The organism is Streptomyces sp. NPDC054975 (genome assembly GCF_053609105.1).
This window is the reverse complement of sequence record NZ_JBSGWV010000027.1, coordinates 73,165-90,037: the sequence shown is the minus strand read 5'-3', so window position 1 is coordinate 90,037 and position 16,873 is coordinate 73,165. Positions and strand designations below refer to the sequence as shown.

General features: G+C 71.3%; 12 protein-coding genes. 2 read left to right on the top strand and 10 right to left on the bottom strand.

The window, feature by feature from the left end; translation table 11 throughout:
- Positions 1 to 46: 46 nt before the first annotated feature.
- The 4 genes from ACWF79_RS22910 to ACWF79_RS22895 all read right to left on the bottom strand — a co-directional run bounded on the left by ACWF79_RS22910 (position 47) and on the right by ACWF79_RS22895 (position 4,535).
- Entirely contained in the window at positions 47 to 1,957 is a 1,911-nt protein-coding gene (locus ACWF79_RS22910; protein ID WP_453729989.1) for a DUF4153 domain-containing protein, read from the bottom strand.
- Positions 1,958 to 2,163: 206 nt separating this feature from the next.
- A complete protein-coding gene (locus tag ACWF79_RS22905; RefSeq protein WP_453729988.1) occupies positions 2,164 to 3,075 on the bottom strand; it encodes an ADP-ribosylglycohydrolase family protein in 912 nt (303 codons plus the stop codon).
- Between the two features lie 12 nt (positions 3,076 to 3,087).
- Positions 3,088 to 3,747: a histidine phosphatase family protein gene (locus ACWF79_RS22900; RefSeq protein ID WP_453729987.1), complete on the bottom strand. Its 660-nt coding sequence runs from the start codon at positions 3,745 to 3,747 to the stop codon at positions 3,088 to 3,090.
- Positions 3,748 to 3,929: 182 nt separating this feature from the next.
- Positions 3,930 to 4,535 (bottom strand): YdbC family protein, encoded by a 606-nt coding sequence (locus tag ACWF79_RS22895; RefSeq protein WP_453729986.1) that lies wholly within the window; start codon positions 4,533 to 4,535, stop codon positions 3,930 to 3,932.
- Positions 4,536 to 4,674: 139 nt separating this feature from the next.
- On the opposite strand from ACWF79_RS22895, the gene ACWF79_RS22890 reads away from it, so the two are divergent.
- A complete protein-coding gene (locus tag ACWF79_RS22890) occupies positions 4,675 to 5,205 on the top strand; it encodes a TerD family protein (protein ID WP_453729985.1) in 531 nt (176 codons plus the stop codon).
- 118 nt (positions 5,206 to 5,323) lie between these two features.
- On the opposite strand, the gene ACWF79_RS22885 is transcribed toward ACWF79_RS22890, so the two are convergent.
- Together ACWF79_RS22885 and nrdR are read right to left on the bottom strand one after the other, a co-directional pair.
- Positions 5,324 to 8,212: a vitamin B12-dependent ribonucleotide reductase gene (locus tag ACWF79_RS22885; protein WP_453729984.1), complete on the bottom strand. Its 2,889-nt coding sequence runs from the start codon at positions 8,210 to 8,212 to the stop codon at positions 5,324 to 5,326.
- A gap of 160 nt (positions 8,213 to 8,372) precedes the next feature.
- Positions 8,373 to 8,885: a transcriptional regulator NrdR gene (gene nrdR / locus ACWF79_RS22880; RefSeq protein WP_453729983.1), complete on the bottom strand. Its 513-nt coding sequence runs from the start codon at positions 8,883 to 8,885 to the stop codon at positions 8,373 to 8,375.
- Positions 8,886 to 9,363: 478 nt separating this feature from the next.
- On the opposite strand from nrdR, the gene lexA reads away from it, so the two are divergent.
- Positions 9,364 to 10,155, top strand: coding sequence for a transcriptional repressor LexA (gene lexA, locus ACWF79_RS22875; RefSeq protein WP_453729982.1), 792 nt, complete (start codon positions 9,364 to 9,366; stop codon positions 10,153 to 10,155).
- 118 nt (positions 10,156 to 10,273) lie between these two features.
- Here lexA and ACWF79_RS22870 read toward each other — a convergent pair whose 3' ends face one another.
- The 4 genes from ACWF79_RS22870 to ACWF79_RS22855 all read right to left on the bottom strand — a co-directional run bounded on the left by ACWF79_RS22870 (position 10,274) and on the right by ACWF79_RS22855 (position 16,798).
- Positions 10,274 to 12,247 carry an ATP-dependent DNA helicase gene (locus tag ACWF79_RS22870; protein WP_453729981.1) on the bottom strand — a complete coding sequence of 658 codons (1,974 nt, stop codon included), beginning with the start codon at positions 12,245 to 12,247 and terminating at the stop codon, positions 10,274 to 10,276.
- A 37-nt stretch (positions 12,248 to 12,284) separates the two neighbouring features.
- Entirely contained in the window at positions 12,285 to 14,105 is a 1,821-nt protein-coding gene (locus tag ACWF79_RS22865) for an IucA/IucC family protein (protein WP_453729980.1), read from the bottom strand.
- Between the two features lie 60 nt (positions 14,106 to 14,165).
- A complete protein-coding gene (locus ACWF79_RS22860; RefSeq protein WP_453729979.1) occupies positions 14,166 to 14,858 on the bottom strand; it encodes a GNAT family N-acetyltransferase in 693 nt (230 codons plus the stop codon).
- A gap of 71 nt (positions 14,859 to 14,929) precedes the next feature.
- Positions 14,930 to 16,798, bottom strand: coding sequence for an IucA/IucC family protein (locus ACWF79_RS22855; RefSeq protein ID WP_453729978.1), 1,869 nt, complete (start codon positions 16,796 to 16,798; stop codon positions 14,930 to 14,932).
- Positions 16,799 to 16,873 lie beyond the last annotated feature (75 nt).

Sequence of the window (16,873 nt, the reverse complement as noted above, 5' to 3'; positions counted from 1 at the left end):
GGCTCGCGAGCGGGAAGGCACCGGGGTGCGCGGTGACCTCCGGATGTCAGGGGGTGTCGTACGGATCCGCATACGGGTCGTCGTATGGATCGCCGCTCCCGTAGGGGTCGTCCTCTCCTCTGCTGCCCGCTCCGCACCCGGCCGGGCTACGGTCGATGCCCCGCTCCGACAGGAGCGTGCGCGCCCGCGCCTCCGACCAACTGGTGGCGTACCAGCTTCGGTCGTCCTCGCGCAGGCGGGCTTCGATGCCGAGGAGGGCACAGGAGCGCTGGGGCTCGGGCAGCCGGTCGAGGGCGGGTACGGCGTCGGCCGAGAGCCCGGCGAGGTAGGGAAGGTCGATACTGTCCGAGCTGCTGTACCGCTCGACGTTGCGTTCGGCGACGAGGGCGTCGGGCGAGGCGAGGCCGAAGGCGAGTACGCCCGCGGCGGCGCTGACCGCCACGGCGCGCGGCAGCAGGCGTGCGCCGAAGACCCCCGCGGCCATGATCAACAGGATGACAAGACCCAGCCACATCTCCATGGCGGCCACCGAGATGCGCAGCCGCGTGAGCCCGTACGCGTCCACGTACAGGTCCATCCTGCGCAGCGCGGAGGCGACCACGACGAGCGTGAGCACGCACAGGGTGCCGAGGACAGCGCGGACCAGCGTGCGGTCGCGGGCGTCCGCACGCGGCGCCCAGCGCAGGGCGAGGCCGATCACCACGAGGGTGAGCAGGGTGGCCGTCAGCAGCTGCCAGAAGCCCTGGCGGGCGTACTCGGCGTAGGTCAGGTCGGTCTCGCTGAGGACCTTGTCGTACCCGCCGAAGAGAACGGCGAGTTGGACCGCGTTGAACGCCGCGAAGAGTACGTTGAGCACGATGAGCGGAAGGGCCCACTCCAGTCGCGCGCGGGCCCGGCCGGGGCGGATCGCCATCCGGTCCCAGCGCAGGGGCGCGGCGGCGGTCCGGGCGAGGGCGATGGCGCCGAAGAGACCGAGCAGGAAGAGCGAGAGCCGCCAGGGCGCCTGCTCCAGCGAGATGTCGGGCATCAGGGAGCCGAGCAGGTCGGCGAAGGCGGCGTCGGCACCGGCGAACAGGGCCCCGAAGACGACGAGCAGGGCGAGGGCCGCCCCGATGGTCCGCACGACTGGACCCCACCGGCCGCGGGAGCTGTCGGCCCGGTCGCGTACGCCGCGCCAGACCCAGGCGGTGCCGGAGCCGAGGGAGTCGAACAGTCCTAGGGGCGCGAGGAGAACGCTCGGCCAGCCCCGGCCACCGTGCAGGGCGAGGGCGGTCACGCCGAGCGCGGTGACGACGGCGAGGAAGGTCGGCCATCCGGCGTCCCGCAGCGCCGGTACGGCGAGGAGGGCGAGGCCTCCGACGGCCCAGGTCAGTGTCCAGGGGCGGAGCCGGCGGCCGGCGGCCCGCGCGGCGAAGGCGGCGGCGAGGACCGCGGGCGCGGCCACGATCATCAGGTTGAGCCCGAGCCCTTCGTCGAGGACCAGGGCGCACAGCAGGGCGGTGGCCAGGACGGCCCCGAGCGTCGGAGCGGTGACCCGGGCCGGTGCGGCGGGGCGCAGTCGGGTGAGCCAGGAGTCGCCGGGCGGCGTGGGCGGCGCCCAGGGATACGGCGGCCGCCCACCCGGCCACCCACCGGCCGCCACGGCCCGCTGCTGCGGCGGCTGATACGGCCCGGGCGGTACGGGACCGGGCGGTACGGCGCCGGGCGGTACGGCGCCGGGCGGTACCGCCCGAGGCGTTACCGGACCAGGCGGTACGGCGCCGCCCGGCCGCGTACCCACGGAGGCGGCAGCCTTGGGCTCGGGCTTCGGCCCGGCGGCGGGCTCGGGCTTCGGCGCGGCCGCGGCGGGCTCGGGCTTCGGTCCGGCGGTGGGCTCGGGCTTCGGCGCGGCCGCGGTGGGCTCGCCGGCCGGCTGAGTTCTGTCCTGCGGTGGTGGATCGGACGGTATGTCGGACACGGGACCCCCTCCCGACCCGGCCCGCACTCGGCGCCATGGCGGCGGAGGGCTGCGGTCCGGGTGTCGCGTCGGCGCGCTCTCGGCATGATCAGCGCTGCGGAGTGGCCGACTCTAACGGCGGTACCGCCGTTCGGGCCCGGCCGCACGACGCTGTGGCAGGACCGTGACACCGACGACCCGTTCCCTGGGTACGGCGACGGGCCGGATCAGGGACGGACGGCGGCCGGCAGCCAGTCCGGCAGCTCCTCCGTCCGCTCCAACCACGCGGCGGGCGGGGCACCGGCCGTGCCGGAGGCCACGACACCGCCCGCGATCGCGCAGGTGGTGTCCACGTCTCCCCCGACCTGGGCGGTCGTCCAGAACACCTGCTCGAAGTCGCCGAGGGCCCGGGCCGCCGACCAGAGCGCGAACGGCACGGTGTCGTGGGCGCTGGTGCGTCGCCCACTGCCCAGCACCGCCGCGACCGTTCCGGCGTCGCCGTAGTCGAGCATGTCGCGGGCCCGGCGCAGCCCCGCGCCGACGGCGCTGCGCGGTACGAGGGCGATCACTCCGTCCAGCAGGTCCGTGGGTGTCGGCGGACCCGCCGGATCCGCGGCGAGCGCGGCCGCGGCCGCCACGGCCATGGCGCCGACGACGGCCTCGCGGTGCTGGTGCGTGGTGTACGCGGAGATCTCCGCCTGGTGGGTCGCCTGCTCCGGGTCGTCCGCGTACCAGGCGCCGAGCGGGGCGATCCGCATCGCGGCGCCGTTGCCCCAGGAGCCCTGCCCGTTGAAGAGCGCGGCCGCGAGCTCACGCCAGTCGCCACCCTCCCTGATGAGCCGGAGCATCCGGTTGACCGCGGGCCCGTAGCCCCGGTCGAAGTCGTGGTGCTCGGCGAACGAACGGGCGAGCGCGTCCTGGTCGATCCGACCGTGCCGTACGAGCACGGCCAGGACCGAGCCGGCCATCTCGGTGTCGTCGGTCCACTGCCAGGGGCCCGGAGGCAGCTCGCGTCGCTTGAGCAGCGGATAGTTGACAGGGACGAAGAACTGGGAGCCCAAGGCGTCTCCCACGGACAGCCCTCGGAGGCTGGCCAGGGCGCGTTCGAAGCGCCGGTCGAGAGAGGAGTCAGCGGTCATCGCTCCCCCACTCTATCCGGTGTAGCCGTACGGTTCGGGGGTCTTCCAGCGCTCGAACGGCCGGTCCAGGCGGTAGCGGCCGTCCTTGCCGAGCAGCAGCTCCCGCGTCTCGCCGTTGCCCGGGTTGGAGAGCGATTCGAACTCGGCGACGGTCCAGTGGAACCACCGCATGCAGAACAGCCGCATCGTCAGCCCGTGGGTCACCAGCAGGACGTTCGGCGGGTGGTCCGGGGCCTCGAAGCTGCGGTACAGGCTCTCCAGGAACGCCCCGACCCGGTCGTACACATCGGCCCCGGACTCGCCCTGCGCGAAGCGGTAGAAGAAGTGCCCGTACGCGTCCCGGTACGCCTTCTGCAGGCGTACGTCCTCCCTGTCCTGCCAGTTTCCCCAGTCCTGCTCCCTGAGCCGTGGCTCCTCCCGCACCCGGACATGCCTGGGGTCGAGCCGGAACTCCCGGAACGTCTCGTGCGTGCGGCGGTACGGAGAGACGTAGACGCTGACCTGCTCCTCCCCGAACAGCTCCCGCAGTTTCTCCCCTGTCTGCCGTGCCTGCCGCAGACCGGTCTCGGTGAGCCTGAGCGCGTGGTCGGGCTCTCGTTCGTACACCGTGTCGTCGGCATTGCCTTCGGATTCTCCGTGCCGTACGAGGACGATGCGCCGCGGTCGTGCCATGCCACGACCCTAGATCCCCCGCTTCGGCCGGGCTCAGCCGGGGAGGCGTCCGGCGTCCATCCGGCGTATGCGGCCGGTGGACCGGCCGACCGGCCGGCCCGGGAGACGCCGGTCGCGGTCGCGGCGGGGGCGTTCGTCCCTCCGCCGGCCGGTGACGGCGGTGCGGGTCCCGAGCTGGGTGATCAGACCGTCCAGGACGGCTCGAGCTGCACCACGTCCCCGCTCAGCGCCGCCACGTCGGCCTCCGTCTGAGCCCGCAGGCCGAGCCGTTCGACACGCTCCACGCGGTACTTGCCGTGCTCCGCCGCGGACCGCCACATCGAGAGCACCACGAACTCGTTCCCCGGCGCCTCCCCGAACACCCCGCGCAGCATCCCGGGCGAACCGGCCATCGCCGGGTTCCACACCTTCTCCTGCATCAGCGCGAAGTGTTCGACCCGGTCCTCGTGGACGCGGCAGTGCGCCACCCGCGCCACGTCGGCGTCCGTGAACCTGGGCTCGAAGCCCGTCTTGACGTCGAAACGGTGGTCGAAGAGCTTGACCTGAAGATCCTTGAACGAGCCCGACTGCGTGGTCGCGAGCCGGTCGTGCGAGCGCGCCATGAACGAGTCGTAGAACGCGCGGCTCTCCCAGAACGAGAAGACATGGGCGACATCCGGCCGTGCCCGGCTCCACCCTCCGCCCTGGCCCCGGAATCCCGGCTCACCCAGCAACCCCGCCCATTTCCGCTGCCCCCGCTCGAACCCCCGACGGTCCACCACGGTGCAGCGAATCCACTTGACCAGCACGGCGCCATCGTACGGGGCATTCACCCTCCGCCACCCCGTTCTCGCACCGAGTGCGCATGACACCATGAACAACCGGTCGCAGACCATGGGCACTTGACCGGGCCCGCGGTACCAGTCGTACGCAGAGAGGGGATTCACGGTGAGCGGACTCAACAAGGGGGTCGGCAAGGTCGAGGTGACGCTCAAGTGGGACCCGAGTCCGATCGGCGCCTCGGCGCACGATCTGGACATCATCGCCGGGGTCTACACGGCGGACGATCCGTACGGTGCGCCCGCCTACCTGGTGCACTTCGACAGCCGCTCCCCCGACGGCACGATCACACTCAGCCGGGACAGCCGTACGGGCCAGGGCTTCGGCTACGACGAGGCCATGATCCTGGAACTGAACCGGCTCGCCCCGCTCTACGCGCGCGTGGTGGTGGGAGTGGCCATACAGCAGGGTTCCGGAAGGCTGACGTTCGGCGACGTCGTCAACACCGGCGTGCGGGTGCGCGAGGGCTACACCGACCTCGTCGTCCACGGCTTCGAGGACGTCGCCGGAGCCACGGCGGCGACCGTCGTGGAGTTCACCCGCGACGGATCGGAGGGCTGGTCCTGCCGTTCCATCCGCCGCGGATTCGACACGGACCCGCAGACCTTCGCCACGCTGATGGGCGCGCGGCCCGCCTGACCCGGACCGCCGGGAGACCGGGCACGAGGGGCCCGTAGCGGGCGCGAAGAGGGCGAGCACGAGGAAAGGGGACCGGCCCGAGGCCGGTCCCCTTCTCACTCACCGATCAGCCGGCGGCTCAGCTGCAGCCGCTGGTGGAGCCGCAGCCCTCGCAGATGTAGCAGGAGCCGGCCCGCTGCATCTTCGTACCGCAGGAGAAGCAGAGCGGGGCGTCCGCGCTGATGCCCAGCTGCATCTCGACGAGCTCCGCCGAGGTGTGCGCCTGCTTCGGGGCCGGGACCTCCGCCTTCGGCGGGGTCGAGACGGCCTTCAGGGTCTCCGTCTGGCGCGGGGCGGACTGCGCCAGGCCCTCGACGTCCATCTCGTCGTCGGTGGGCTCGTACGAGCCCGTCTCCAGGTGACGCTGGCGCTCCTCGGCCGAGTGGATGCCGAGCGCGGAGCGGGTCTCGAAGGGCAGGAAGTCCAGCGCCAGGCGGCGGAAGATGTAGTCGACGATCGACTGCGCCATCCGCACGTCCGGGTCGTCCGTCATGCCGGCCGGCTCGAAGCGCATGTTGGTGAACTTCGAGACGTACGTCTCCAGGGGGACGCCGTACTGCAGACCGACGGAGACGGCGATGGAGAAGGCGTCCATCATGCCGGCGAGGGTCGAACCCTGCTTCGACATCTTCAGGAAGACCTCACCGAGACCGTCGTCCGGGTAGGAGTTGGCGGTCATGTAGCCCTCGGCGCCACCCACGGTGAAGGAGGTGGTGATCCCCGGGCGGCCCTTGGGCAGACGCTTGCGGACCGGGCGGTACTCGACGACCTTCTCGACGGCCTCGCGGATCGTCGCCTCGGACTTCGCGGTGACCTCGGCCTTCTCCTGCTCCTTCTTCTTGGCGGAGAGGGGCTGGCCGACCTTGCAGTTGTCGCGGTAGATGGCGAGCGCCTTGACGCCCATCTTCCAGGCCTCGAAGTAGACCTCCTCGACGTCCTCGACCGTGGCCGTCTCCGGCAGGTTCACGGTCTTGGAGAGGGCGCCGGAGATCCAGGGCTGGATGGCGGCCATCATGCGGACGTGGCCCATCGCGGAGATGGAACGCTCGCCCATGGCGCAGTCGAAGACCTCGTAGTGCTCGGTCTTCAGGCCGGGGGCGTCGATCACATTGCCGTGCTCGGCGATGTGGGCGACGATCGCCTCGATCTGCTCCTCCTGGTAGCCCAGGCGGCGCAGGGCCTGCGGGACGGTGCCGTTCACGATCTGCATCGAGCCGCCGCCGACCAGCTTCTTGAACTTGACCAGGGCGAGGTCGGGCTCGAGGCCGGTGGTGTCGCAGGACATCGCGAGACCGATGGTGCCGGTCGGCGCGATGACCGAGGCCTGCGCGTTGCGGAAGCCGTTCTTGGCGCCGAGGCGGACCACGTCCTGCCAGGCCTCCGTGGCGGCGGCCCAGATCGGCGAGTCGAGGTCGTCCATGCGGACGGCCGCGGTGTTGGCGTCGGCGTGCTGCTTCATGACCCGCTGGTGCGGCTCGGCGTTACGGGCGTAGCCGTCGTACGGGCCGACGACCGCGGCGAGCTCGGCGGAGCGCTTGTACGAGGTGCCGGTCATCAGCGAAGTGATGGCACCGGCCAGGGCGCGGCCGCCGTCGGAGTCGTACGCGTGGCCGGTGGCCATGAGCAGAGCGCCGAGGTTGGCGTAGCCGATGCCCAGCTGACGGAAGGCGCGGGTGTTCTCGCCGATCTTCTGGGTGGGGAAGTCGGCGAAGCAGATGGAGATGTCCATCGCCGTGATGACCAGCTCGACGACCTTGGCGAAGCGCTCGACGTCGAACGACTGGTTGCCCTTGCCGTCGTCCTTGAGGAACTTCATCAGGTTCAGCGAGGCGAGGTTGCAGGACGTGTTGTCCAGGTGCATGTACTCGCTGCACGGGTTCGAGCCGTTGATCCGGCCGGACTCGGGGCAGGTGTGCCAGCGGTTGATGGTGTCGTCGTACTGGATGCCCGGGTCGGCGCAGGCCCAGGCGGCCTCGGCCATCTTGCGGAACAGCGACTTGGCGTCGACCTCCTCGATGACCTCACCGGTCATACGGGCGCGCAGGCCGAACTTGTCGCCGTTCTCGACGGCCTTCATGAACTCGTCGTTCACGCGGACCGAGTTGTTGGCGTTCTGGTACTGGACGGACGTGATGTCGTCGCCGCCCAGGTCCATGTCGAAGCCCGCGTCGCGCAGGGCGCGGATCTTCTCCTCCTCCTTCACCTTGGTCTCGATGAAGTCCTCGATGTCGGGGTGGTCGACGTCGAGGATGACCATCTTGGCCGCGCGGCGCGTGGCGCCACCCGACTTGATCGTTCCCGCGGACGCGTCGGCGCCGCGCATGAAGGAGACCGGGCCGGAGGCGTTGCCGCCGGAGGAGAGCAGCTCCTTGGAGGAGCGGATGCGGGAGAGGTTCAGGCCGGCGCCGGAGCCGCCCTTGAAGATCATGCCCTCTTCCTTGTACCAGTCGAGGATCGACTCCATGGAGTCGTCGACGGACAGGATGAAGCAGGCGGAGACCTGCTGGGGCTGGGGCGTGCCGACGTTGAACCACACCGGGGAGTTGAAGCTGAAGATCTGGTGCAGGAGGGCGTAGGCCAGCTCGTGCTCGAAGATCTCGGCGTCGGCGGGCGAGGCGAAGTAGCCGTACTCCTCGCCGGCCTTCGTGTAGGTCTTCACGATCCGGTCGATGAGCTGCTTGAGACCGGTCTCGCGCTGCGGGGTGCCGACGGCCCCGCGGAAGTACTTGCTGGTGACGATGTTGACCGCGTTCACCGACCAGAAGTCGGGGAACTCGACGCCACGCTGCTCGAAGTTGACCGAGCCGTCGCGCCAGTTGGTCATGACGACGTCACGGCGCTCCCAGACCACCTCGTCGTACGGATGCACGCCAGGAGTCGTGTGGATGCGCTCGATACGCAGGCCCTTGCTGCCCTTGGCCCCCTTGGCGCGGGAACCTCGTGCCGGACCGCTCGCCGTCTCTGTCATGCCGCCTCCCATATACGGGCAAAACACCCTTAAGTGCCCAGATAATCCCAGGGCACTGTCTTCTTGTCTGTTGTCGCGAGCGCCACTCGGAACGCCCGTGACACGTCTTTTCCGCCGCGACGCGGCCGGCCACGACCGGACCCTCGGTCCGGCCCGCCGGTCAGTCGGCGGCGGTGGCGGGAACGGGGACCTCTGGGGTCGCTCCGGTTCCGCCGCCCTCTGCGGTTGGCCGTCCCTCGCGGAGTTCCGCGACGGCGGCCTCGAAGTCGTCGAGGCTTTCGAAAGCCTTGTAAACGGATGCGAAGCGCAGGTACGCGACGAGGTCGAGTTCCTGCAAGGGGCCGAGAATGGCCAGACCCACGTCGTGGGTGGTCAGCTCGGCGCTGCCGGTGGCGCGCACCGCCTCCTCGACCCGCTGGCCGAGCTTGGCGAGGGCGTCCTCGGTCACGGGCCGCCCCTGGCACGCCTTGCGCACGCCGGAGATGACCTTGGTGCGACTGAAGGGTTCCGTCACGCCCGACCGCTTCACCACCATGAGCGAGCACGTCTCGACCGTCGTGAAACGACGGGAGCAGTCGGGGCACTGGCGGCGGCGTCGGATCGACGTCCCGTCGTCGGTGGTGCGACTGTCGACGACACGGCTGTCGGGGTGCCTGCAGAAGGGGCAATGCATGGTTCCGACCCTCCCTCACGGCACGACTGAAAAGCCCCACCGGGCCCGTCAAGGCCCTCGAAGCGACCACCAGCATAGGCGATGCGGGTACCCCCGAAAGACCGGGGACCACAACTTGTAGGTGGTTGATGCAATCCAACCACTAGATCTGGGGTTGAGCCCGTTTTCCGGCACTTCGCGCGTGTCGCGTGGTCCCCTGATGCGCGACCGGCCACGAGGGTACGTGAAGCGCGCGGCTCCGCCGATTCGGGCCCGCCGGGTGCGAGACTGGAACGGCACCCCCCGCCCACGAGCGGCCCGCCGCCGACGGTACCGTAATGACCGAATTGGCACTGGCGCCCGGGCCCGCATATACACCCAGCCGCGCACACATGTAAGGCAATCTGCGTTTTTTCACTCGAACGTGTGTTTGGCGCAACCTTTCGAAAGCCACTACCGTTGTGCCAGCCAGGGAGACCATTCGAGAGGGGCCGCCGACGTGACCACCACCGCAGACAGTGCCACCATCACTGCCCAGGACCGCTCCCAGGGCCGACTCGAGCCGGTGCATGCCATGAATGACGCAGCCATGACCGGGGACGGGGAGCCAGGCCGACCTGCGCGCTCGTTGCCCGGACGACCTCCAGGCATCAGGGCCGACAGCTCGGGCCTGACCGACCGGCAGCGCAGGGTCATCGAGGTCATCCGGGACTCGGTCCAGCGGCGCGGGTACCCGCCGTCGATGCGCGAGATCGGTCAGGCGGTGGGCCTCTCCAGCACCTCCTCCGTCGCGCACCAGCTGATGGCGCTCGAGCGCAAGGGCTTCCTGCGCCGTGACCCGCACCGCCCCCGGGCGTACGAGGTGCGCGGCTCCGACCAGCCGAGCACCCAGCCGACGGACACCACCGGCAAGCCGGCCGCGTCGTACGTGCCCCTGGTCGGTCGGATCGCCGCGGGTGGACCGATCCTCGCCGAGGAGTCGGTCGAGGACGTCTTCCCGCTCCCCCGCCAGCTGGTGGGTGACGGCGAGCTCTTCGTCCTGAAGGTCGTCGGCGACTCGATGATCGAGGCCGCGATCTGCGACGGTGACTGGGTCACCGTCCGTCGCCAGCCGGTCGCGGAGAACGGGGACATCGTCGCCGCCATGCTCGACGGCGAGGCCACGGTCAAGCGCTTCAAGCGCGAGGACGGCCACGTCTGGCTGCTGCCGCACAACGCGGCGTACCAGCCGATCCCCGGTGACGAGGCCACCATCCTCGGCAAGGTCGTGGCGGTGCTGCGGCGGGTGTGACACCACCTGGCCGGCTCTGACCGGGCCCCGGGACCCACTGCGCCGGTCCCGGGGCCCTGCTCTGTCCCCTCCCGGGTCCTGCCGTGCCACGGCAGGACCCGGTCCCTGTCTCGGCCCCTCAGGCGCCCGCGGCCTTGGAAGCCGCGTCGATCGCCGCCAGCGACTTCCTCACCTGATTACGGTCCGTCGTGTACCAGAAGTCGGGCAGCGAAGCCTTCAGATAGCTGCCGTACCGGGCCGTGGCAAGCCGCGGATCGAGTACGGCGACCACACCTCGGTCTCCGGTGGCGCGCACGAGCCGTCCGGCGCCCTGGGCCATCAGCAGGGCCGCGTGCGTGGCGGCCACGGCCATGAAGCCGTTGCCGCCCGCGTCCTCCACCGCCTTCTGGCGGGCGCTCATCAGCGGGTCGTCGGGGCGCGGGAAGGGGATCTTGTCCATGACGACCAGCTGGCAGCTGGCCCCGGGAACGTCCACTCCCTGCCACAGGGAGAGCGTGCCGAAGAGGCAGGTCTGCGGGTCGGCGGAGAAGTTCTTGATCAGCTCGCCGAGGGTGTCCTCGCCCTGGAGGAGGATCGGGTACTCCGGGATCCGGGTGCGGAGCTCCTCGGCGGCGAGCTGGGCGGCGCGCATCGAGGAGAAGAGGCCGAGCGTCCGGCCGCCCGCCGCCTGCATCAGCTCCGTCAACTCGTCGAGCATGTCCGTACGGTCGCCGTCCCGCGCGGGGCGGGCCAGGTGCTTGGCGACGTAGAGAATCCCCTGCTTGGGATAGTCGAACGGCGAGCCGACGTCGATGCCCTTCCACTCCGGGATGTCGTCGCCCTTGGTGCCCTCGGGAGCCAGCCCCAAGGAGGCTCCCACTCCGTTGAAGTCGCCGCCCAGCTTCAGGGTCGCCGAGGTGAGGACCACGGAGCGGTCCGCGAAGAGCTTCTCGCGCAGCAGCCCCGACACGGAGAGCGGGGCGACCCTCAGGGAGGCGCCGAAGCGGTCGTGGCGTTCGTACCAGACGACGTCCCACTCCGAGCCCTGGGTGATGCGCTCGGCGACGGCGTGGACGCTCTCCACGGAGGCGAGGGCCTGCTTGCGGACGGCGTCCTCGTCCTGGACGGACTTGTCCCGGGCGGTGCCGAGCGCCGAGATCACCGCGCGCGAGGCGTCCCGCAGGGCCATCAGTGCGTAGCCGAGGTCCTCGGGGATCTCCTCCAGCCGGCCGGGCAGGGCCAGCTCCATCAGCCGCTCGAAGCCCTCCGCCGCCGTCTGGAGCTGGTCGGCGACCTTCTCGTCGACCAGCTTGGACGCCCGGCGGACGGCACGGTTGACCTGCCCGGGGGTGAGCTCGCCGGTCGCCACCCCGGTGACCCGGGAGACCAGCTCATGGGCCTCGTCCACGATCAGCACCTCGTGCTGCGGCAGCACGGGGGCGCCCTCGATCGCGTCGATGGCGAGCAGGGCGTGGTTGGTGACGACGACCTCCGCCAGCTTGGCCCGCTCCCGGGCCGCCTCGGCGAAGCACTCGGCGCCGTACGCGCACTTGGTCGCGCCCAGGCACTCGCGCGAGGAGACGGACACCTGGGCCCAGGCGCGGTCGGAGACGCCGGGTGTCAGGTCGTCCCGGTCGCCCGTCTCCGTCTCGTCCGACCAGTCGCGAAGCCTCAGCAGGTCCTGCCCCAGCTTGCTGGTGGGCGCGGCCGCCTCGAAGGGGTCGAAGAGGCCTTCCTCCTCGTCCTGGGGCACGCCCTCGTGGAGGCGGTGAAGGCACAGGTAGTTCGACCGCCCCTTGAGCATCGCGAACTCCGGACGGCGGCGCAGCTGCGGGTGCAGCGCCTCGACCGTGCGCGGAAGGTCACGCTCGACCAGCTGGCGCTGGAGCGCGAGGGTGGCCGTGGCGATCACCACGCGCTCGCCGTGCGCCAGCGCCGGCACCAGATAGCCGAGGGACTTTCCGGTGCCGGTGCCGGCCTGGACCAGCAGGTGGGAGGTGTCGTCGATGGCCTCGGCAACAGCCTCGGCCATGGTGACCTGGCCGGGCCGCTCCACCCCGCCGACGGCGGTGACGGCGGCGTGCAGGAGGTCGGGGAGGGATGGCTTCGTCATAGCGCGTCCACCCTACGGCGCGGCACCGACAGTCACGTCACGCGAGCGGATTCGGCACCGTTCCGTGGACGGCGGCGTGCGGCCGCTGGGGGCGGTCGCGGTAGCCGTCCAGGTGCAGACGGTTCCGGTTGAGACAGAGCCGCTCGATCCGCGGGACAAGAAGATCGAAGAGCTCGAACCGTTCCTTCAGCTCCGGGAAGCGAGCCTGATGGCGCAGGATCTCGGCCCGTACGAGCGCCCAGAAGTCGCCCTCCGGCACGGCGAGTTGCTCCTCGCAGAGCGGTGCCAGGTAGCGGAAGACACCGACGAACAGCCCTGAATGGATGAACTGGGTGAGGAAGTCGGGCTCTTCGGTGAGCAGGACGGCCCGGACGTCGTCCGGCATGGCGTCGTGCTCGGGCAGCGGGCGGGCGCTGATGTTGACGTCGTCGACGAAGTCCTTGATCGCCAGGCGTACGGGGACGTCACTGTCGTCGTAGACGACGATGGCGTTCTCGCCGTGCGGGGAGAAGACCGTGCCGTACTGGTAGAGGAAGTGCAGCAGCGGAGGGAGCAGGGCGGCGAAGAGCCGCTGGAGCCAGGCCCTGGGGGCGAGCCCGGAGCGTTCGACCAGTTCGGCGACGAAGGCGCGGCCGTGCGGGTCCGTGTGCAGCAGGGAGGCCAGGGTCCGGGCCCGTTCACCGGGCGGGAGCCTGAGCGGTTCGCGCCAGATCGCGCCGAGGAGTTCCTTGTACTGGTACGGGACCTCGGGGAGCCGGTCGTAGAGGGGGTGTTCGACGGTGACCGAGGCGACCTCGCCGAGCAGGATCACCCCGCACTCGTCGCGCAGGAAGGGGTCTGCGTCACGGAGCCCGTGGACCCAGGCGGTGACGGCGGGGGCGGCGAGGGTCCGCTCCGTGGGGAGGCCGCGCCAGACGAGGGTGTTGAGGACGGACAGCGGCAGCTTGAGGGTGTGCCGGTCGGGCCTGCTCGTGTTGAGGAAGGTTCGGACGGACTGCTGCGGAACGCGCAGGTCTCCGTCGGCGGGCAGCGGGACGATCGCGCCGGCCGCGACCGCCGGGGCGTAGAGCGGCAGGATGATCTCGTCCCACTGCCAGGGGTGGACGGGCAGGAGCAGGTACCGGTCGGGATCGAGGCCGCGGGCGCGCAGCGTGGCGCGGTAGGTCTCGCGGACGTCGGTGTCGAGTTCGCGGTCGTAGAGCCGGTCGGGGGTGTCGAGGCCGGGGACTCCGCGATAGGCGGCGAGGTCGGTGCTGACGGCAATCCAGGGGAGGTGCGCGGGGCGGCGGGCCTCGGGGGCCCAGCGCGCGGCGTCGGTGGCGGAGAAACCGATCCGGCCCTTGTTGAGGACGAGCCAGGGGTGGCCGGTCTGGTGGCCTTCGAGTTCGGCGTACCCGAGGTCGGCGAGCCGGTCGGCGGTGAGGGCTTCCTGATCGAGGCGGGCGTCGGCGGCGAGGGTGGTGGTGAGCTCGCGGATCAGATGGCCGAGGGTGGCGCCGTCGAGGTGGAGGAGGCGGCGCGCGCGGACCAGGAAGTCGAGGGGGTCGGTCAGCGGGCGCCCGTCGAGCGCCAGCGAGTCGGGGGTGAGGCGCCAGCTTCCGTAGGCGCCTCGGCGTGCCGTGAAGGTGAGGGCCGCACCGTCGTCGAGGAGCAGGACGTACGGGCGAGGGCCGGGGCCGCTGCCGTCGGGGGTTTCGGGGGCGGTGTCGGCCGCTGGGAGGGGCTCGACGATCTCTTCGTACGCGAACTCGGCGATGGTCTTGGTGAGCAGGCGGGCGGCAGCCCGGTTCCAGGCCTCGGGGGTCAGCTCGGGCGGTGCGAGCAGTACGGAGTCATGGGTGGCAGGGGACGTCGGCACAAGGACTCCTCGGAGTGGGAACCGCTGTGGGTCGAGCGGTGGATGCAAGGCATGAGGCGTTCACAGGACGTGACGAAGGGCGCGGTCGCGGACCATGAGGGCGGCTCGCTTGTCAGGAAGGTCGACTTCCGCGGAGAGGCGGAAGCCGGCGCTCAAGAAGGCGGAGATGGAAGGGGTGTTGCGCAGGTCGGGTTCGGCGACGACGCGGGTGCACCGGGGACGGTGGTCCAGCGCGAGATCGGCGACGGCGCGGAGCAGCGCGCTGCCGACTCCACGGCCTCGGTCGGCGACGCCGCCGAGGAGGAGGTGGATGCCGGTGTCGTGCGGGCGGGCCGGATAGTGCCGGGCGAGGGGGTCGAGGTCGGCGCGGTAGATCTCGAAGTAGCTCATGGGGATGGAGTCGAGGACTCCCAGGCAGGGCACGCTGCGTCCGTCGCCGTCGAGTTGGGCGCGGATGTGGGCGGCCGTGACGCTCTCGGAGCCGGCGAGTTCCCAGAAGGCCGCCACGGCCGGGTCGTTCATCCACCGGGTGATGAGGTCCAGGTCGCGGTCGAGGCGGACGGGGACGAGGCGGAACGAGCCGACGGGGGTGGTGACCGGGCCCCACGAGGCGACGGCGTCGAGCAGGTCGCCGTCCAGGCTCGCGGGGCCCTCGCCGGACGCGATCAGCGTGACGAGTTCGTCCGAGAGGTGCAGGTCCAGGGTGTCGTCGCCGCCTGTGTCGGTGGCGGGTCGCGCATCGGTGGGAGGCACGGTGGGGCTCTCCTCTCGGCGGTTCGGTCGGACGGCCGCGCTGTTCGGGCCGTGCGGTCGGGGTGGGGGCGTCAGGAACGGAGGGGGTTGGTGATGGTGACGTAGACGGACTGGGTGTCGACGGGACCGACGAGTTCGTCGAGGCCGTGCAGACGGGTGAGCAGGTTGGCCTTGCAGCGCAGCGTGGCGGCCTCCAGGAGCCGGTGCGGCAGCGGCGAGCCGAGGCCGGTGGCGGAGGTGAGGAACTGGCGGAATCCGGCGAGCAGGACGCGTTCGTCGGCGAGGTGCTGGGCGCCGAAGGCGCCGATCAGTCCGAGGACGTTGTTGATGCCGAGGTAGTAGGCGAAGCGTTCGTCGGTGACCTGGTCGGAGACGAAGGTGTCGCTGGTGGCGCCGATGCCGGGGAGGCGGGTCTCCAGCTCGTCGCGGCGGGACTCACGGAAGTAGTAGCCCTGATTGTCGCGGTAGCGGCCGCCGATCGGCCAGCCGTGCGGGTCGAGGAGCACCAGGGTGTTCTGCTGGTGGGCCTCCAGGGCGACTCCGGCCACGCCGTCCAGCCAGAGGACGGGGCGGACGACCTGGTCGAGGTAGCGCAGGAACCACTCGGCGGCGACGGCGGCCGTCGGACGGCCGGTGCGGGCGGCGAGCCGGGTGACGACGTCGGCGAGCCGGGAGCGCATCCGCTGCGTGCCGGGCCAGGGACGGGGCGCGGTGAGGGCGGCGATGCAGACGGCGTCGTCCGCGGCGGCGAAGGGGTTGTGCCGGATCACGACGTCGAGGCCGGGGACTGGTGCTCCGTCCGGGGTGTTGACGGCGAGCCAGGCGGGGTCGCGGACGATGTCGAACCCGGGATGGGCGGCCTGCCACTGGTCGACGAGGCCCGTGCGCAGAAGGCGGTGGACCTCGACTCCGCGGTGGAGCTCCTTGCGGAGGTTCTCCCGGCGGGAGTTGGTGATGCGGACGCCGAGGGAGAGCTTGAGCATCGTGCGGGCGCCGGGCCGGTGCACCGTGCGCACGGAGGAGGTGGGGTACCAGGGGGCGCCGTAGGGACCGAGGTCGTGGAGGAGGCCGGAGGCCAGCAGGGAGGCGACGGCGGGGCGGTGGGTCAGCTCGCGGGCCTGCCAGGGGTGCAGCGGCAACGGGACGGTGCCGGCAGGCAGTTCGAGCCCGTCGGCGAGGCCGGTGGCGAGCTGGGCTGCGCTGACCGGGCGGCCCTGTTCCGTCCAGGCGGAGTCGGAGGCGAGGACCGAGCGGTCGACCGCCATCCAGTGGAGCGGGAAGGAGCCGTACAGCTCGGGCGAGTAGAGCCGGGCCTCGGCGTCGGAGAGTCCTTCGCGGCTCTTGGGGGTCGGGTGGAGCGGGTGGCCGAGGAGCAGGGACTGCTCGGCGGTGAGGAACAGGTCCGCCTCGGGGCCGGGGTTCGGGCGGCGGCGCCGGTCGGTGATGAAGTCGGTGGTGCGACGGGCCGAGTCGGCGACCCGGCCGACGAGTTCGGTGCCTTCGGGGCGACCGGTCTCGCGGCTGATCAGGGCTGCGACGGTGACCGCGTCGAGCGGTGGGGCGGCGGGGTGGAGGCCTTCGAGGACGGGGGCGCCGAAGCGGTGCCATCCCGTGGGCGACCAGTAGAGGACGGGGACGAGAAGGGCGGTGCCGCTGGCTTCGAGCGGGACGCGCAGGGTGTTCGAGCCGGGGGCGGGCAGGTTCTTCTCCCGTACCCAGCAGCGGAGCAGGTTCTCGATGGTCGCCCCGTCGGCGGCGCGCTGCGGATCGGGGTCGTCGAGGTGGTCCTGCCGGGTGGCGGGGCCACCCGCGACCGTCCGCGCGGGCGTGGGCTGCGTGTCACGCGGACCGGAGTGCTGGCGCGGGACGGTGGCCTGCTCGACGGTGAGCGGGCCACGTGCGGCGCTGTCGGACGCTTCGGAGGCGGGGCTGACGTTCACGGGGGCTTCCTTGTAAGGGTGTCCGGGGGGCGGTCCGGGATCAGTGGGACGGTCCGGTCGGCCGGGTCGGTCCGG